The sequence below is a fragment of the Nocardia sp. NBC_00881 genome (assembly GCF_045207455.1).
In the GTDB taxonomy this organism is placed as follows: Bacteria; Actinomycetota; Actinomycetes; order Mycobacteriales; family Mycobacteriaceae; genus Nocardia.
The window spans coordinates 2478845-2495315 of the sequence record NZ_CP108798.1 but is presented as its reverse complement, the minus strand read 5'-3'; the positions used below and the strand labels follow the sequence as shown (position 1 = coordinate 2495315).

Annotated in this window: 17 protein-coding genes and 5 pseudogenes; 8 read left to right on the top strand and 14 right to left on the bottom strand. The window is 64.6% G+C overall.

All coding sequences use genetic code 11. The annotated features are described in order from the left end of the window. Positions 1–21: 21 nt before the first annotated feature. Entirely contained in the window at positions 22–162 is a 141-nt protein-coding gene (locus tag OH799_RS09690) for a hypothetical protein (protein ID WP_406278142.1), read from the bottom strand. 40 nt (positions 163–202) lie between these two features. Here OH799_RS09690 and OH799_RS09685 point away from each other — a divergent pair, with 40 nt between their 5' ends. Further along, entirely contained in the window at positions 203–634 is a 432-nt protein-coding gene (locus tag OH799_RS09685) for a hypothetical protein (protein ID WP_406278139.1), read from the top strand. Positions 635–1086: 452 nt separating this feature from the next. On the opposite strand, the gene OH799_RS09680 is transcribed toward OH799_RS09685, so the two are convergent. After that, positions 1087–1932 carry an alpha/beta fold hydrolase gene (locus tag OH799_RS09680; RefSeq protein WP_406278136.1) on the bottom strand — a complete coding sequence of 282 codons (846 nt, stop codon included), beginning with the start codon at positions 1930–1932 and terminating at the stop codon, positions 1087–1089. A gap of 300 nt (positions 1933–2232) precedes the next feature. Between OH799_RS09680 and OH799_RS09675 the strand changes: the two are divergent. Next, positions 2233–2559: pseudogene (locus OH799_RS09675) on the top strand (recombinase family protein); the annotation flags it as partial. Between the two features lie 27 nt (positions 2560–2586). Here OH799_RS09675 and OH799_RS09670 read toward each other — a convergent pair. The 3 genes from OH799_RS09670 to OH799_RS09660 form a co-directional block, all read right to left on the bottom strand. Next, entirely contained in the window at positions 2587–3402 is an 816-nt protein-coding gene (locus tag OH799_RS09670; RefSeq protein WP_406278133.1) for a class I SAM-dependent methyltransferase, read from the bottom strand. A gap of 232 nt (positions 3403–3634) precedes the next feature. Next, entirely contained in the window at positions 3635–3829 is a 195-nt protein-coding gene (locus tag OH799_RS09665) for a hypothetical protein (protein ID WP_406278129.1), read from the bottom strand. A 120-nt stretch (positions 3830–3949) separates the two neighbouring features. Then, positions 3950–5383, bottom strand: coding sequence for an aminobutyraldehyde dehydrogenase (locus OH799_RS09660; RefSeq protein ID WP_406278126.1), 1434 nt, complete (start codon positions 5381–5383; stop codon positions 3950–3952). 288 nt (positions 5384–5671) lie between these two features. Between OH799_RS09660 and OH799_RS09655 the strand changes: the two genes are divergently transcribed. Both OH799_RS09655 and OH799_RS09650 read left to right on the top strand, forming a co-directional pair. After that, positions 5672–6055: a DUF488 domain-containing protein gene (locus OH799_RS09655; RefSeq protein WP_406278123.1), complete on the top strand. Its 384-nt coding sequence runs from the start codon at positions 5672–5674 to the stop codon at positions 6053–6055. A gap of 44 nt (positions 6056–6099) precedes the next feature. Continuing rightward, positions 6100–6321 (top strand): annotated as a pseudogene (locus OH799_RS09650) (PucR family transcriptional regulator); the annotation flags it as partial. A 254-nt stretch (positions 6322–6575) separates the two neighbouring features. On the opposite strand, the pseudogene OH799_RS09645 reads toward OH799_RS09650, so the two are convergent. The 9 genes and pseudogenes from OH799_RS09645 to OH799_RS09605 form a co-directional block, all read right to left on the bottom strand. Next, positions 6576–6809 (bottom strand): annotated as a pseudogene (locus OH799_RS09645) (IPT/TIG domain-containing protein); the annotation flags it as partial. A 109-nt stretch (positions 6810–6918) separates the two neighbouring features. Then, positions 6919–8925, bottom strand: coding sequence for an FAD-dependent oxidoreductase (locus OH799_RS09640; RefSeq protein WP_406278120.1), 2007 nt, complete (start codon positions 8923–8925; stop codon positions 6919–6921). Between the two features lie 107 nt (positions 8926–9032). Continuing rightward, the gene (locus OH799_RS09635) at positions 9033–9377 is read right to left on the bottom strand and encodes a DUF3732 domain-containing protein (RefSeq protein ID WP_406281943.1); all 345 of its coding nucleotides are present in this window, start codon (positions 9375–9377) and stop codon (positions 9033–9035) included. After that, positions 9320–9463: pseudogene (locus OH799_RS09630) on the bottom strand (DUF3732 domain-containing protein); the annotation flags it as partial. The gene OH799_RS09635 and the pseudogene OH799_RS09630, both read right to left, overlap by 58 nt. A 170-nt stretch (positions 9464–9633) precedes the next feature. Continuing rightward, positions 9634–10191, bottom strand: a complete 558-nt coding sequence (locus OH799_RS09625; RefSeq protein ID WP_406278117.1) for an H-type lectin domain-containing protein — start codon at positions 10189–10191, stop codon at positions 9634–9636. A 296-nt stretch (positions 10192–10487) separates the two neighbouring features. Further along, positions 10488–11054, bottom strand: coding sequence for a nicotinamidase (locus tag OH799_RS09620; RefSeq protein WP_406278114.1), 567 nt, complete (start codon positions 11052–11054; stop codon positions 10488–10490). Between the two features lie 171 nt (positions 11055–11225). Continuing rightward, a complete protein-coding gene (locus OH799_RS09615; RefSeq protein ID WP_406278111.1) occupies positions 11226–11576 on the bottom strand; it encodes a DUF3703 domain-containing protein in 351 nt (116 codons plus the stop codon). 30 nt (positions 11577–11606) lie between these two features. Further along, positions 11607–12320 carry a cation transporter gene (locus OH799_RS09610; RefSeq protein WP_406281940.1) on the bottom strand — a complete coding sequence of 238 codons (714 nt, stop codon included), beginning with the start codon at positions 12318–12320 and terminating at the stop codon, positions 11607–11609. Next, positions 12317–12652: an ArsR/SmtB family transcription factor gene (locus OH799_RS09605; protein WP_406278108.1), complete on the bottom strand. Its 336-nt coding sequence runs from the start codon at positions 12650–12652 to the stop codon at positions 12317–12319. The genes OH799_RS09610 and OH799_RS09605 overlap by 4 nt, the downstream gene beginning before the upstream one ends. 334 nt (positions 12653–12986) lie before the next feature. Between OH799_RS09605 and OH799_RS09600 the strand changes: the two genes are divergently transcribed. The 4 genes and pseudogenes from OH799_RS09600 to OH799_RS09585 all read left to right on the top strand — a co-directional run. Further along, positions 12987–13262 (top strand): transposase, encoded by a 276-nt coding sequence (locus OH799_RS09600; protein ID WP_406278105.1) that lies wholly within the window; start codon positions 12987–12989, stop codon positions 13260–13262. 137 nt (positions 13263–13399) lie between these two features. Continuing rightward, a complete protein-coding gene (locus OH799_RS09595; RefSeq protein ID WP_406278102.1) occupies positions 13400–14020 on the top strand; it encodes a hypothetical protein in 621 nt (206 codons plus the stop codon). Positions 14021–14260: 240 nt separating this feature from the next. Then, on the top strand, positions 14261–15307 hold the full coding sequence (locus OH799_RS09590; protein WP_406278099.1) for a polyprenyl synthetase family protein: 1047 nt from the start codon (positions 14261–14263) through the stop codon (positions 15305–15307). A gap of 295 nt (positions 15308–15602) precedes the next feature. After that, positions 15603–16397: pseudogene (locus OH799_RS09585) on the top strand (terpene synthase family protein); the annotation flags it as partial. Positions 16398–16471 lie beyond the last annotated feature (74 nt).

Sequence of the window (16471 nt, the reverse complement as noted above, 5' to 3'; positions counted from 1 at the left end):
CGCCCTGCTCCCGGCCTGCCGTTACTGGTGCGGCTCGGGCGCGGCGAGGGCCTGACCGAGGGAGGTCGCGAATTCCTTGGTTGTGGGAAAGCGACGCTCCGGGAGGATCCACACCAGCGTCACGGCAATTACGACCGATGCGGCGACGAGGGTCGCCGCCACCTGAGTTGTTGATGTCCGAGCGAAGTCCGACGAGCGCTGCGTGGTGGCCGGCGGTCGCACCTGCGAGATCGTCGGCCGCCAGCTTGATCTCGCCGGCATTCTTCGAGAGCGTCCTGAGATGGTCGGTCAGGTTCTGAATATCGGGTGCATCCAACTTGGCCAACCCATCGGCGACGACCCGCAGCCGAGCTTCCGCTCCGAAGATTGTGGTGTCCTCGGCGAACGCTTTCCACGCTTTGGCGGCACGATCCAACTTGGCGGTGTCGCCATCGGGTATCTCACCGTGTTGACCCAGCGCGGCCGCGTCGTGGACTACCTCCCGGCCGCCTTCGCAGAGCGCGGCCGGATCACCCTCGAGCAACTGGCTGACGCCGTGGCCCTGCTCGCCGAGTGCGGCTACCTCGCCGCGTACGAGGACGGTTGGCGGGCGCGCTCCCGCGGCGATGGCAAGCAGCGCTACCCGTACGGCTGAGACCCCACGCTTGCCGCGGTCAGCGCCTCCAGCAAGCAATTCCACCCGAAGTCGGGCGCGCACCACAGGATGTCACTCACCGGATTCGCCAGCCGAACCTGTTCACTCAGCTCGGGACGCGATTTCGGACGGGTCGCCGCTGACGTCTCCTGTCGCTGATACCGGTGTCTATCCGCAGGTTGAATACGCGACTTCACCAGTCCGGAACCCCGATTCGAGCGTGCGGACGCGCATACGCATCCCGCGAGCTTCCCAGCGCTCACCGAGCAGGTCAATTCCTCGCGTGTGATGGAGGTTCGCATGGGCGGACACTGGTGTCCGACTCCTGCCCGAGGCGGAGTCGGACACCAGGTGTGCAGTCGAAGTCCGCGCCCAAGCTTCGCGACGCCAATCCACTCACCCTGGGTGCGGAGTCACTGGACTACGCCGCGAGCAAACCGTGTGGCGCGGGCCTATACGCGTGCGGGCCGCCGGGCTGCGTTCTCGGCGATGGCGACACCGATCTGATCGACCAGAGGCGCGGGGATGTCGTGGCCCATCTCGTCGAGGGGCAGGTAGATCGAATCGGCGATCGCGGCATGGGTGGCCTCGCCACCGGCGATCTTGATCAGCGAGTCCTCACCGCCGTGAATAACCAGCGCGGGCAACCGCAGCTGCTGAAGCTTCGCTGTGCGGTCGGGAGCGATGAGGGCCGCGGTCACCTGGCGGACCCCGCCCTCGGGATGCTGCGCGCGGTCGTAGGCCTGGGTCGCCAGCGCGCGACGGGCCTCGCGGTCTGCGTAGGTCTTCGACCCGATGAGTGTGTACAGGTCGGTGATCTGCTCGATCGCGGCCTCACGCTCTTCCGGCAGCTTCTTCGTGAGTTCCTGCAGCACCTCCCCATCGGCCATGCCGATGCTGATGTGCGGTGTGCTCATGATCGAGCACAGAGACAGCACACGCTGGGGGTACTCGATCGCGAGCAACTGGGCGACCATCCCACCCATAGAAGCACCGACGACGTGGGCCTGCTCGATCCCCAGATGATCGAGCAACTCAGTGGTATCGCGCGCGATCGCCCTCAGAAAGTACTGGCTCGGTGCGGCCTTCCACTCGGTCAGCCCGCTGTCACGGTTGTCGGGACGGATCACCCGGTAGCCGCGCTCGACGAGACTGGCGACGATTTCTTGGGGCCAGTGGATCAGCTGCGAGCTCAGTCCCATGATCAGCAGCAGCGGCTGCCCGTCCCGATCTCCTTCGTCGCGGTAGCACATCCGGACCTCGGACAACTCAGCGAATTGGTCACGCTCATCGAACATGAAACCTCCCAAAGTTGTGGTCGATTGCGAACATGCAGCAAACAAGACGTATTGAGGTGAAATTGCCAGTAGATAACCAAGATTCTCCACGGAGACCGACATCGGAGCGTCAATGTTGCATCGATCAGCAATACCATGGCAACTTTCGAATTGTGTACATGGTTCGAGCACTCGCCGCGTGCAGGCCGGATCGGTGCCTGAAATCCTGATACTTCGTCACCGCACCGGAAGACCGCACGCGATGACTACACGGTCACCACTGACCTTCTGGGGGAGGTAGCGACCGGGCCCGGCGGGGGTGTGCCGGCCCGGTGGCCGGCGGCAGCGCTGTGGCCTGCCCTTGAATCCGGGGTGTGCGATGACATCGCAGGTCCGGCTCGGGCTGCGTCTGGTGGTTGCCGCGGACGACCATCCCGATCTCGTCGCCGCCGACGCGGCCGCCCAGCACTACGCCGACGCGGCCCGGTCGCCGGCTGCGGCGACAAAGCCATCGCCATCGCGCTCAACCGGGAACGTGTTCCCTGTCCGTCGGCGCATCGACCTGAGCAGAACCGGCACCGTTCCCAAGACGGATGGCAAGCGGGCACGGTCGCCGCGATCCTGCAGCACCCCCGCTACACCGGATACGCGACGACCGCGTCGAGATCCAGTTTCTCAGCGTCGGCGTGCGGTGACCAAGAGATACTCCCACTCCATCCGTCCATTGCCGAGGTCATGCTGGACAGCGAGATCAGCGAGCTTCCGGTCCAAAACTGCGATTCGGCCGGGCTCGGCGGCGATGGCCTTGTACACGGCGACCGTCGGCCCGTAGTTGGTTTTGAAGTAGTCGCGGAACTCGATGCCGTCGGCAAAACGATCGATGACCGCATTCTCGCGCCGTAGCTCCAGATCGGTGACACGATCGCCCAACAGCGACCGGACATGCGCCTCGTCGCCCCACAGTGGTGGTGGCTGCGCACCGGTCGGGGGCGGCGGAGCGAACGGCTTCATCGCGGCGAACATCTGCCCGATGAACCCGGTGGGTGTCCAGTTGATAAGCCCGATTGTCCCGCCCCGCTTGGTGACTCGCACCAGTTCGTCCGCGGCGGTCTGATGGAACGGTGCGAACATGACACCGACACACGAGATGACCGAGTCGAACTCCGCGTCGGCGAAGGGCAATGCTTCGGCGTCGGCTACGTGCCACTGCAGGTTCACGCCCCGTGTGGCGGCGAGACGCCGGCCCGCCTCGAACAGCTCCGGCGTGAGGTCGCTCGCCACGACGTTGGCACCGGCCTCAGCAGCCGGGATCGCAGCGTTCCCGGATCCGGCCGCAATGTCGAGCACCCGCTGACCGGGACCAATGCGGCATGCCTGGACGAGGCGTCGGCCCAGTTCCGGGATCACCTCGGTGGCAACGGTGGGGTAGTCGCCCAGTGCCCACATTGCGCGATGCTTTGCCTTGAGATCGGCGGGGCTGTAGTCGGTCATCGGATGCTCCCTCGAATGTATGTAGTCGACAAATACGCCGTGAGAATGCCGAAATGGATCGGACGGTCGAGGCTGGAAGTGGCGCTGCGGCTGCATCGAACGCCGACTCGAAACCGACTCTTGGGACTCGAATCAGCGGCTTCGATGACGGACTTATGTTTCGGTCTCGAGCACGTGCGCGCGAGTCCGGCGAACAACTCATCTGTCGGTAGCTGGAATCGGCGTGCACCAACTACCTTCGAGGACGGAACGCAACCGCCAGATCTTCTGTAGCAGCGAAGGTCATACCCGCCTCCTCGTAGGCGGGACCGAGTACTTCGCCGTCGACGGTGGGTGACTCGTCTGTGTCGACCGCGATGGCGTAGTCGACCCCGGGGCGGGTGAGATTTGAGGTCCGATCGGCGATATGCTGAATATTTGCCAGCACTGTCTGCTCAAACCGATCACATTGTCGCGGGGACCGACATCGCCGGACAGCGATCCTCCGAGCACCCGGAATTGGGAATCGATCGTATCCATCGGGACGGGTCCGCCACCAGAGCGCCGGTCAGTCGATCTTCGCCATCACATGCTTGACGCGGGTGTAGTCCTCCAGCCCGTACATCGACAGATCCTTGCCGTGCCCGGACGACTTGAACCCGCCGTGCGGCATCTCGGCGATCAGTGCGGTGTGGGTGTTGATCCACACGCAGCCGAAGTCGAGCTCGGCCGACACGCGGAGCGCCCTCGACACGTCCTTGGTCCACAACGAGGACGCCAACCCGTATTCGACGCCGTTGGCCCATCGGATCACCTCGTCTTCGTCGATGAACGACTGCACGGTGATCACCGGGCCGAAGATCTCGTTCTGGCTCAGCCGGTCATACTGGCGTAGCCCGCCGACGACCGTCGGCTCGACGTAATACCCGTGGTCGCCCTGCCGGTGCCCGCCGACCACGACCGAAGCGTGGTCGGGCACCTCATCGAGGAAGGCGAGCACCCGCTGTAGTTGGTTGGCGTTGTTGACCGGCGGCACCCAGGCGTCCTCGTCGGCGACGGCCTTGCCGAACGTCGTTGTGGCACTGCTGGCCTGCTCGGCCAGCGCCGCGGTCAAGTCATCGGCCACCGACGCGTGACCGAGCACCCGGGTGGCCGCCGTGCAGTCCTGCCCGGCGTTGAAATAGCCCGAGGCCGCGATACCCTCGGCGGCAGCAGCGATATCGGCGTCGGGGAAAACGATTACCGGCGCCTTGCCGCCCAACTCCAGATGCGTGCGCTTCAGGCGGCCTCCGGCCGACTCCGCGACCGCACGGCCCGCGGCCACCGAACCGGTGATCGACACCATCATCGGGGTCGGATGCGCCACCACCGCCGCGCCGGTCGTCTGGTCACCGGTGACCACGTTGAGCACGCCTGGCGGCAGATGCTTGGAGGCCAGTTCGGCCAGCATCACCGTCGTCACCGGGGTGGTGTCGCTCGGCTTGATCACCACGGTGTTGCCCGCCGCGATCGCGGGAACAAACTTCCAGATTGCCATCATCATCGGGTAATTCCACGGCGTCACCTGTCCGATGACGCCGACCGGCTCCCGGCGGATCCACGATGTATGGCCCGCAAGGTACTCGCAGGCCGACTTGCCCTCGAGCACCCGTGCCGCTCCCGCGAAGAACCGGGTCTGGTCCAGCATCTGCGGGATCTCTGCGGCCAAGGTGACGTGGTTCGGCTTGCCGGTGTTGCGGCCCTCGGCCTCAACAAGCGCAACGGCGACATCCTCCAACTCGTCGGTGAAATCGAGCAGCGCCTTCTGGCGGTGCGACGGCGTCGTGCGTTTCCAGTCGCAGAATGCCCTGGCCGCCGCTGCGTACGCGTTATCGATATCCTGTTCATTGGACGCAGGGGCGGTGCCGTACTGATCGCCAGTGCTGGGGTCGACGAGCGCTATCGTCGCACCGCCGACCGAGTCGACGAGCTTGCCGTCGATGAAGTTCTTGACAACTGTCATAATGCTGCTCCTCGGTCGCTTTGTTCGGTAGACAATTACCTGGCGCGAGGCGTTCGGTCGACATGGCATCCAGTCCCCGTCGCCTGCTACTACCTGCTCGGTAGAATTTCGATACTATCGACACCGAAAAGAACTAGTTTACTCCTTTTACCGCCGAGGACATGCATCCGGAGCAATTTCTATTTGCAGTGATTAGTATCGTTTCGTCTCTCATTGCGACGAATTTGCCTTCGCCACAATAGTGGTGGCGAGGTCATCCCCAGACACCTACAATCTTAGGGATCGATGATGACGACTCGACGCCTTGTGCAAATCCGCAGAATCTATGACGACCCGACCCCGCAAGACGGCACCCGAGTGCTCGTGGACCGCCTCTGGCCCCGCGGTGTCAGCAAAACCAGGGCACATCTCGACGAATGGTGCAAACAGATCGCCCCCTCCACCGAACTGCGCACATGGTACGGCCACGACCCGGAACTGTTCGATGAATTCGCCCGCCGCTATCGCGAGGAACTGACCAACCCCGACCGCGCCGAAGCGCTCGCCCATTTGCGCGAACTGGCAGGGCAGAACAAACTCACATTGCTCACCGGCACCAAGAGCACCGACATCAGCGAAGCAGCTGTACTCGCCGATCTGGTCGCACAACAGGGGAGGTCCCCCAGAAAGTGACGAGACCAGACGCGGCCCCGGTGGTATACGGGTTGGTGCTGGAAGCCGAGGGCGCACGCACGGTGGCCCTGCACCTGTTGCGATCGCGGGCCGGCGCGGACCTGGAACGTCAGGTGGAATCCGAACTGGTGATCGGTTTGCTCGAGAGCGTCGCGGACGCGGCGACGGTGGCCGGCAGGCTGGGGTTGGCGCCGGAGAGTTTGCGGTTGATCGCGCTGGGCGCGCGGATCGTCGCCGAGCAGCCCGCCGCGCTGCTGCTGGTCTTCCTCTCACCTCTGACGCCGAACAGTGCTGTCGAGTTCGCCGATATCCCGGTCGTGAAAGAAACCGGCCCCGGCTTTGCAGGGAAACCGAGGCCGGCTTCTGCAGGGAAATCAACCCGCGTAAGCGGGCCGGCTGCGAGGCTAGGCGAGCAGACCAGGAAAGACAACGACTCCCGGGGCAAGCGTGTCACCACGCGTCGCACCCGCCCGGTGATGGTTGCGCAGCTGATGTCAGCCGCGAGGCGGGTGTCGGGGTTTCAGGCGCTCTTGATCAAGGCGGGGGGCTTGTAGCTGTAGGTCCAGGTGCTCTGGCCGCCAGGTGTGTTGACGGTGAAGGGGATTGCTGGGCTGGCGGGATGCGGCGGGGCGGTGGTGCTGATCGTGGTGTCGGAGATGACAGCGAAGTTCGCCGGGATGCCGTCGAAGGTCACGGTGTCGGTGTGGGTGAGGTCGCCGCCGGTGATGGTCACAAGGGTGCCGCCGGTAGTCGGTCCGGTGGTGGGGCGACGGTGGTGAGGGTGGGGCTGGGCCCCCGCAGCCGTCGGACCGGTGCTGCGCCTATGTTCAGAATAGGCGTGCCTACCCTGGACGGCGCGTGCGTCAGGACGCGATGTCGCCGCTGTGCCCGGCCTGCAAAATTCGGCGTGCTCCTGTCAGCGCCGCGGTGCCGAGGACCTCTTCCAGTTGCTCCCAGCGGCTGACCAGGTCGGCGATCATCATCATCATGACATCGGGGAAGGCGTAGAGGAACGTCTTGTACCGGTAGTGGTCCAGGTAGTAGAGGCGGACCGCAGTCACGGCGGTGACGGTAATGGTTCTGGCGTCGAAGAACAGGTCGTGGCCGCCGAGGATACTGCCTCTGGTCAGCACGGCGCGGTCGTAGACACCGCCGAAATCGACCTCCACGTCACCCTCGGCGACGACGTAGACGCCGTGGGCGGTGTCGTCTTCGCGGCAGATGGGGTCGCCGGGGGCGTAGGTGAGTTCATCGAACATGGAGGCAAGGGTTTCCAGGTCGGCGTCGACAAGGGGTGCGAACAACGGCACGCCGAAGGGGTCGACGCCATCGGTGAGGCACGCTACGCGAGCTCGTAGACAGTCGGAGCTGAGGTGCCTCATACGCATTCGCGCGAAGCGTTTCATGCGGTCGATATCGCGGCGTTGTCGGCGCGAGGTCTCGGTGCTCGGCGGGCTGTAGATCGACGGGTCGTCGGCGATGCGGGCCGCTTCGCGCAGACCCGACTCGTAGGCACTGTGGACGCAGCCCCAGTGGTAACTGTTGGTCGCCTCGCCCGCGAAGAACAGGCGCGCGCCGACGGGTTCGGCGAGTGTGTCGAGGTCGCGCGGGGAAGCATCGACACCGATGCAGGCGTAGGAACCGAGCGCGTACGGGTCCGTCGACCACGCCGTTCTGGAAACATGCTCGGGCGTGGGAGTGTTCGTGCCGAAGATGTCCCGCACTACTCCGTTCGCGTAGTCCTGGACCTCGACATCGGCCCAGGTTTCCATGGCGCGCCCGAGCGATGCGCCGAGCAGCAGGACCAGAATCGGCTTGCCGTGCGACTTCCACATGCTGATGACCACGGTCGGGTAACTGTCGGTCTCACGGCACAGGTAGCCGAAGACGTATTGTTCCGTGGGCCAGAAGATTCGGTCGTAATGCAAGGCAATCTTGTTCAGTGTGCCGAACCCGACGCGGTCGATGGCTTGGCGCTTGGTCTCCGGCAGCAACGGGCTGAACTCGATTTCGTTCGATTTGAGAACGCCGAGTGGCACGGTGACCAGCACCTTGTCGGATTCGTGGACGCCGCGGTCGGTCGTCACCCGTACCGGCGTCGAGCCGTCACCGGTATCGATCCGACGCACAACGGTTTCCAGTTCGATGGTCAGATCCTCGGCGAGTGCATCGACCACTGCCTGGTAGCCGCCGTGCAGGACGCTGTCGCCATATCCGTAGACGCGGTAGCCGTCCTCCCAGAACTTGAACGATAGTCCGCCGGGATCCTCACCGACGTCTTCGCGCAGGATCACATTGAGGTGATAGCGGATGGCCTGTTCATCGTCGTGGCTGTGGCCCGCTTCAGCGAGGACCTGGTCCACGACCGCGGCCAGCGGCACATCTGGATGTCTGCGGCGGCGGGCGATTTCGGCGCGCCGCTCGAGTTCGTGGAGTACTTTGTCGGCGAGTTCGAGGGTTCGGTTCTTTACCGTCACGGGGCTGATCTGCCGATCAGGTCCAATCAGCGCCAGACTGTCGAATCCGCCGGTATAGGAACTGTCGCCGCCGACATAACTGTGTGGGATTTCGAGTTGTTCAACCAATTCGGTGAGCGGATTGCCCTCCGTACCGTGTATCCAGTGCGCGCCCAGGTCGACGCCGTCGCTGTCGGTCCAGATCCGGCCGCCGATCCTGTTGCGCGCCTCCAGCACGGTCACGGCATGTCCCAGCTTCCGAAGCGCTTGTGCCGCAGTCAATCCCGCGATTCCCGCACCCACGACGAGTATGCTCGACGGCCTCTTTTCGATCGTTGCGTCGCCGATCGTTGTCTGCCCCGCGAAGGCGGGCTCCGAGCCATTACTCGACGAAATATCACTCGACTGTTCCATCGTCACAGTATCGGGGAAATACGTTGAGTGAGACGGTAATTCACCAGATTCGAATACCGACAAATCGACCATTTCGGACCATGCTCGACAAACCGGTCGACTCCGGGTCAACCGAGTACATCCCATCCGCGACGGGGCACGAGAGCTTGGCCGTTGCTGCGTCTCCAACGTGCTTCGACCGAATTGCGGAAGGGTTCGTCGTCCAGGTCCGCGTGCTCCATCACTACCACTGGAAGTGGCCCATCAAGGGCTTCGATCGTGTTCTGAATTGCTTTGTAGAGGTTGAGCAAAGAGGTTCTGTCGGTTCGGCCGAAACGGTGCCATCTGGGGCGTCTTCTGGGAAGTAGACCCGAGACCGCTGGTCGAGGATAAGGAAGCGGGGCCCGGGATTGCGCTGTTCGGAGAACCGCTCGTGCATGCTGAGGAGGGCGGTGAGGTGGTAGCCGAGCCAGTTCTCGCCGCCGTCCATGTCGGCCAGGCGGACCGGACGGCGGGCGGTGTCCGCGACGACGGTCAGCCCTCGCGGGTCGAGGCGTATGGGTGACTTCTTGTGTGCGAGGTCAAGGGCGACGGCCTTGTCCTTGATCTAGAGCGCATGGCGCACAGACGGCGGGATCAGGGTCGTGCGCAACAGCCCACGGAGGTACTCCGTGGGCTGTTGCGCTTCGAACTCACTCCGGTCGGCTACCCGCCTACGGGCAAGGCAGGCTACTGCGCGTCGCCGTACGCCAGCCAATCAACATTGACGCTGTACAAAACGGTGTCGTCCCACGCTTTGACCACCAGATCGAAACCCTGGCCCGTGATATTTTCCGCTTCGACCATCACCCGAGAATTCGCGACTTTCCCTATGTCGACCATGGAAAGTCCCACCGTAACTTCCGGTGGCGAGTTGAACGGTTTGGTGAACGTGACGGGCTCTCGCCACTCCCGCCACCCAGGGGTACCGCTGGTGAGGTCCCATCCCGGTGAGATGAGATAGCCCACCGAGATTTTACCGCTTTCGAAGTGGTTGGGGGTGGTCTCGTTGACCGTGACGGTGAAATAGTCGTTTTGGTCGATGTTCGTGCCGCTGCCCGGCGTCGGCGCGACGGTGAAAGTGTGCTGCCCCGCGGCCGCTGGGATGACGAACGCGACCGGGACCAGCGCTTTGTGTGAGCTGGCTTCGTTCGTGTAGACCGATGCGGTGGCGATGACGGTCCCGTCCATCAATAAATCGACGCTGACTTTTCGGCGCGAAAGACGCTGTCGCACAGCGGTTTTCACTACACCGTCAAGCGAGTTCCCGCCTTTTCGGCTCAACCCCGCACATCATCTCCACGCAGATGACCGACATCAATGACCACAAAGACGCATGTCAGCGATACCGCATGCCCACTCCGTAGCAGACTGCCGAACCCGGAAGACCAATGAAAACTCTCCGCTATACCCGGGGCGTTCCACCGCGCGCGGGCGACACGGCTCCGGTTTCCTGCGTGTCGCCTACGGCGTTGTGGCTATGAGGTTTCCGCGTCACCTCGGACCGGAGAGCATAATCCTGCCGTACCGGTCAGCCAGTCCCATCAGCTCTCGATGTCTGCGGCGATCTTTACCCCCGCCTCACGGAGTTCGTCCAGGGCCCGATCGATGCCGGCGGGGGAGACGCCGGCGGACAGGCCCAGGAGCACCCGGGTGTCGAACCTGGCGATGCGGGCATCCAAGGCGGTGGCGCGAACGCAGTGGTCGGTGGCGATGCCGCAGACATCCACGGTGTCGATTCCCTTGGTGCGTAACCAGTCAACGAGGGCAATGCCATCTTTGGTGGCGCCCTCGAACCCGGAATAGGCGGCGGCGTGGGCACCCTTGAAGAAGACCTCGTCGATCGGCGCGGTATCCAGGTTCGGGTGGAATTCGGCACCGGGGGTGGCGGCTCGACAGTGTGGCGGCCACGTGTCGATGAAGTTCGGGTTGTCGGAGAAGTGCGCACCAGGGTCGATGTGGTAGTCGCGGGTGGCGGTTATCGCCGCGTAATCGCTGACGCGCAGATACTCGCTGATCCGTTCGGCCAACACAGCCCCACCTGCGACGGCCACCGAACCGCCCTCGCAGAAGTCGTTCTGCACGTCGACGATGATGAGAGCTCTGCTCATGGTGCCCCCTGATATCGGTCCGCAACGATTTACGGCCTGCACCGAGTGTAAGGGTAATCACCACTGCATATCGCCGAACGCGCGCGCGTCCGGCCCATGACTGTTCGTCTCGGTCGAGTACTTCGCGCGCACCACCACCGGCCTCGCATAACGCTGAAGCGTGAATCCTGGTCAGGCCGTGGCGGGATGAAGCAGCGCAGCGAGGTCGGGCGGGGTGGGCATGGGTTGGCGCCGGCTCACGCGGGCGCGCCCGGTGTTGCCTTCGGGGTGACGCCCGGCCAGTGATCCGGGGGCAGCGACGACGATCCTGATGACCTGGCCGAGGGCTTCGCGGCGGTCGCGCTGTTGCACGGCCAGGACGAACATCGCGACGTGGTTGCGGGTGTGCAGCCACGGGTCGGGCTGGGACAGGATGTGCGCCCGCTCGAGATGAGCCCACCGCTGATCGGCGGCGCCTGCGAACTTCGCGGCCGCCATCTCCTGCTGGTAGCGGATGCGAGCTGCTTGCGGGATTCGGGGCATGGCAAATCCTTTCGCCGGATTCGGGGATAGTCAGTCGCAGCAGTCGCAGTCGTGCCCGGAGGCAACGGTCGCGCCGAGTGCGGCGGTCGGTGCCGGGCAGCAGGTGTCGCCCTTCCAGGCGTTGATGCCTTCCTTCGCCGCTATGGCGGCGATGACCAGCGCGGCGGTCGGGTCGGCCCACGACCAGCCGAACAGGCTGTTGAGCAACAGTCCGATCAGCAGGACCGCCGACAGGTAGGTGCACAGCAGGGTCTGTTTGGAGTCGGCGACCGCGGACGCGGAGCCCAGTTCACGGCCAGCACGGCGTTGCGCGGCCGACAACACCGGCATGATGACCAGGCTGACCGCGGCGAGGGCGATGCCGATCGTCGAGTGCTCGACGTCGCCGAGGCCGAGCAGGCCGCGGATCGACTCGATGGTGACGTAGGCGGCGAGGGCGAAGAACGAGAACGCGATGATCCGCAGCGCGATTTTCTCCCGTTTCTCCGGATCGCGGCCAGCGAACTGCCAGGCCACCGCGGCCGCGGAGGACACCTCGATCACCGAATCCAGCCCGAACCCGATCAGCGCGGTCGAGGACACCCGGGTGCCCTCGGTGAGTGCGATGATCGCCTCGATCACGTTGTAGGTGATGGTCGCGGCGACCAGCCAGCGGATCCGCCGCGCCAGCAGCGCTTTTCGGGCCGGGCTCCGGCCGAGTGAGACCGCGGACGGCAGCGAGGGCATACCGAGCGAGGCCATCAGCAGCATGCCGCCGTATCGGCGTCAGGGCAGCAGGCCGGGTCCACCGCCAGCACCAGCCCCAGCAGGTCATCCAGTGCGGCCCCGATGCGCGCGTCGGCCAGCTCGTAGCGGCTGCGCCGGCCTTCCGGTACCGCGACCACCAGCCCGCATCCCCGCAGACACGCCAGGTGGTTGGACAGGATCTGGCGGGTCACTCCGATCCGCTCGGCCAGCTCCGATGGATACCCCGGCGCCCGGCGCAGATTCAACAAAATCTGGGTGCGGGTCGGGTCCGACAGCGCGTGCCCGAACCGGGCCAACGCGTCGATGTGCAGTACCGCGGTCGTCTCCATACCCAACAGTACACAACAATCTGTATTCAGAAAATGATGAACTTTCAACTTCGGGTATCGAGATCTCGCGGTGTTCCCACGTTCACTGCTAACCGCTCGAGGAGTGAGGTGCCCAGCTATGCGCTGCGATATCGCCACGGCTACGCCCCGGCTTTCACCATGGCCTCCGGGGCCGACGACCTGAACCGACCCCGGAGTTCGCAACGCCGAAAGGCGTTGGTGCGCATCGCAGACCAGCCCGAATCCACCGGGTTTGGAGCTGGCGGGAGACTCGAGGGGCGCTAACGTCCTTGCGGCGCCGCCGAAGTCGGCGCATCCCGGCGCGTTGGCGGCGATGAAGAAGATCTACAACGCCGAGGATGCCGACAAGGCGCGGTCGCGATCAGGGCGTTCGACCGAGACTACGGCGCGAAGTTCCCCAAAGCCGTCGCAAATCGTGGATGATACGGACGTGCTGCTCGCGTTCTACGACTACCCTGCCGAACACTGGATTCACCTTCGCACCACGAATCCGATCGAATCCACCTTTGGCCACAGCAATATTGCGAACCAAGCTCACCAAGGGCCGGAATCCCGCGCGGCCGGGTTCGCGATGGCGCGTTCAAGCTGATGGAGGCCGCTCAGGGCCGCTGGCGCACTGTGAACGCCCCGCGCATGGTCGCTCTCGTCCGTGCCCGAGCCGTCTTCGAGAAGGGCAGGTCGTGGAACGACCAGTCGACCCGGGCGATGTGAAGGAGGCCGCCTGAGATGGCCGGACGCCCGTTGTCCGTCGCGGAATTCGACCGCCTCTGGCAAGCCTGGACTCCCGCCGAAGCCGCCGAACGGCTCTCGGGCACCCCGCCATGCTGGTATGTCGCAGCCGGGTGGGCGCTGGACCTGTTTGTCGGCGGCCTCGGACGTGTGCACTCCGATCTCGAAATCGGGGTTCCGCGTGAGCGATTCGGTGAGATTCTGGACGCCTTCCCCGGCTTCGAATGGGACGTCGTCGGCGACGGGTGCGCCTGGCCGTTTCCTGAGGAAGCGGACAGTCAGCATCAGACATGGCTGCGCGAACCGGCGACCGGGCTGTATCGCCTAGACGTGTTCCGCGAGCCGCACCTGGGCGATCGATGGGTGTGCCGCCGCGCCGCCTCGATCACCTTGCCCTACGACGAGCTGATTCTCCGCACCGCCGATGGCATCCCGTACGTGATCCCTGAGGTCGTTCTCCTGTTCAAGGCGAAAGCCCGGCGAGCCAAAGACGAGACGGACTTCCTGCGCGCGCTCCCCACCATGAACCGATCACGGCGATCCCGACTATCCGGGTGGCTATCGCGAGTGCACCCCGGCCATCCCTGGCTGGAAATACTCTCGAACCGCAGGTATTGACAATTGCTCGGCTTTCTTCGCAGGTTGATCACTGCTCCCAGTCTTGCCGACACGGATGATGCACGCGCCGTGCGTGGCCGGTCCCCGGGGGCGAGCGATCTGTCAGTACCCACCAAATGCTCTGTAGCACAACTAAAATGGCTGATATCCTGGGTCTGATCTTTGACAATCGGGCGAACGTGGGTTCAAAATGCTGGCGAGCCTGGTTGAAACCGTTGGATCGATGATCAGACCCTTGCGGTGAACCCGAACGAGGTGGGTGCCGTGGTGGACGCGGTGCTCACCGGATTCCTGGACGACAAGGATCACCGGTCACCCGCTGTCGAACTGCTCTATTTCAGTGGGCAGTTGCGCGGCCTGCTTTCCGCTGGTGGTAAGCGCTTTCGTCCGCTCATGTGCGTCACCGGGTGGAGCGCCGTCGACGGCGGGCCACCGTCGGACATCGTGTACCGGGTCGCTGCCTCGCTCGAGCTGTTCCACTGTTTTGCGCTGATCCACGACGATGTGATGGATCACTCCGACACCCGTCGGGGCCGTCCCACTGCCCACCACGCCCTGGCCGCTCGCCACCGTGACCATGCCAACCCAGCCGAGCTCGGTGTCAATGCCGCGATTCTGCTCGGAGACCTGGCCCTGGGCTGGTCCTACGACCTGCAGGTAGGACCGCCGAGCCCCACGACCGAGCAGCTCGCCCGCATGCAACCCACCTGGGATGCGTTGCGTACCGAGACGCTCATCGGCCAATACCTGGATCTCGCCGCTTCTGGTCGCCGCACCGCCGATCTGGACACCGCGTGGCGGATCATCCGCTACAAGACCGCCAAGTACACGATCGAACGCCCTCTGCACCTGGGAGCCGACCTCGCCGGCGGCAGCGCGCAGCAACTTCGAGCGCTGTCGGACTATGCCGTGCCGCTCGGCGAAGCGTTCCAGCTGCGTGACGACTTGTTGGGCGTATTCGGCAACTCGGACCGGACCGGTAAGTCCATCGAGGATGATCTTAGCTCGGCGAAACACACCGTGCTGATCGCCACCGCGCTGCAGCGGGCCACACCCACCCAGCGCCGCATCCTGCACCGACTACTCGGCAAACCGGACCTGACCGAGGATCAATGCGATCAGATCCGTGCAGTCCTGACCGTCACCGGTGCCGTCGCGACTGTCGAGCAGTTGATCGCGACGCGCTGCGATGCGGCGGCGCAGGCATTGCACACCGACCATCTGCACCCGGCCGCCGTGGCGGTGCTGCATCAATTCGCCGCCGCCGCGACCTCGCGCGCGGTCTGACCACAGAAAGACAGTCCACCGCACATGCCAACCGAGAAGAACGCCTACGCGCCAGGATCCCCCGCCATCTTCTGCCCCCTGCCCAGACCACCGGTGCGCCAAGCGGATGGCCTGCTCGACAGCACCGTGACGTGGATCCGGAAATTCGGCTTCGCCCGCGACGACAAGCACGCTACGTTGCTGGCCGCCACCGGGGTCGGCTACACGCTCTACGTCTGCCACTACACCCGCCCGGAACTGCTGGAGCACGTGTGCCGATACAGCGCGTGGGGTTTCCACCTAGACGCACCTAGACGACATCTCCGAGTCGCCGCCATACTCCCAACGGCCACCCGAACTCACCCTGCTGCTGGCCCGGCTGACCCGGGTAGTCGAGGTGCCTGTAAGCCAACCATGGGGCCAAGACCCCTTTCTCGACGCTGGCCGCGACCTCATCACCTGCCTCGGGCGGCAAACGAGCCCCACCCTGATGCGGCGGTTCAGCGATTCCTTCCGGCAGTGGATGTTCGGCAATCTGACCGAGGTATCGCAGCGCAGCCTCGGATACCCAGCTGACCTCGACGCCTACCTGCGGCTGCGAGCCGCGGCCGTAGGCGGCGAAAACGGTGTAGCCCTAGGCGAAGTCGCACTCGGTGTGGAGCTTTCGAGCCAGGAGCGTGACCAGCTCGCGGTCCGCGCCGCCCGCGAGGCGGCGATCCTGACAGCCGCACTCGACAACGACCGGTACTCCCTCGCCAAATCCGTGCAACTGGACGAGGACAGCCCCGACATCTTCACCATGATCCAACGCGAGAACCCCGCCCTGTCCTTCCCCGAAACGCTGGCCGCCGCCGTCGCAGTCCGCGACCGGTGCTTCTCCCGCTACCTGACCCTACGCACCCGACTCCACCGCGACGGCAGCACCGAGCTGCGCCGCTACTTCACAGTCCTGGATGCGCTCGTCGCCGGCAACCTCGTCTTCGGCTCCATCGCCACCCGCTACCTCTTCCCCGACAGCCCCACCACGGACCTCCCGTGGACCGACACCCCCAGCGACCCCAACCCCGACCCGCTGCCACTGCCCGCCATCACCTGGTGGTGGGACGTCTAGACCAGCATGGGATTTCCGTGAACGGCATTCACCGATCATGGACTGGCCGAATTTTGGGCGGATATGGGCGTGAA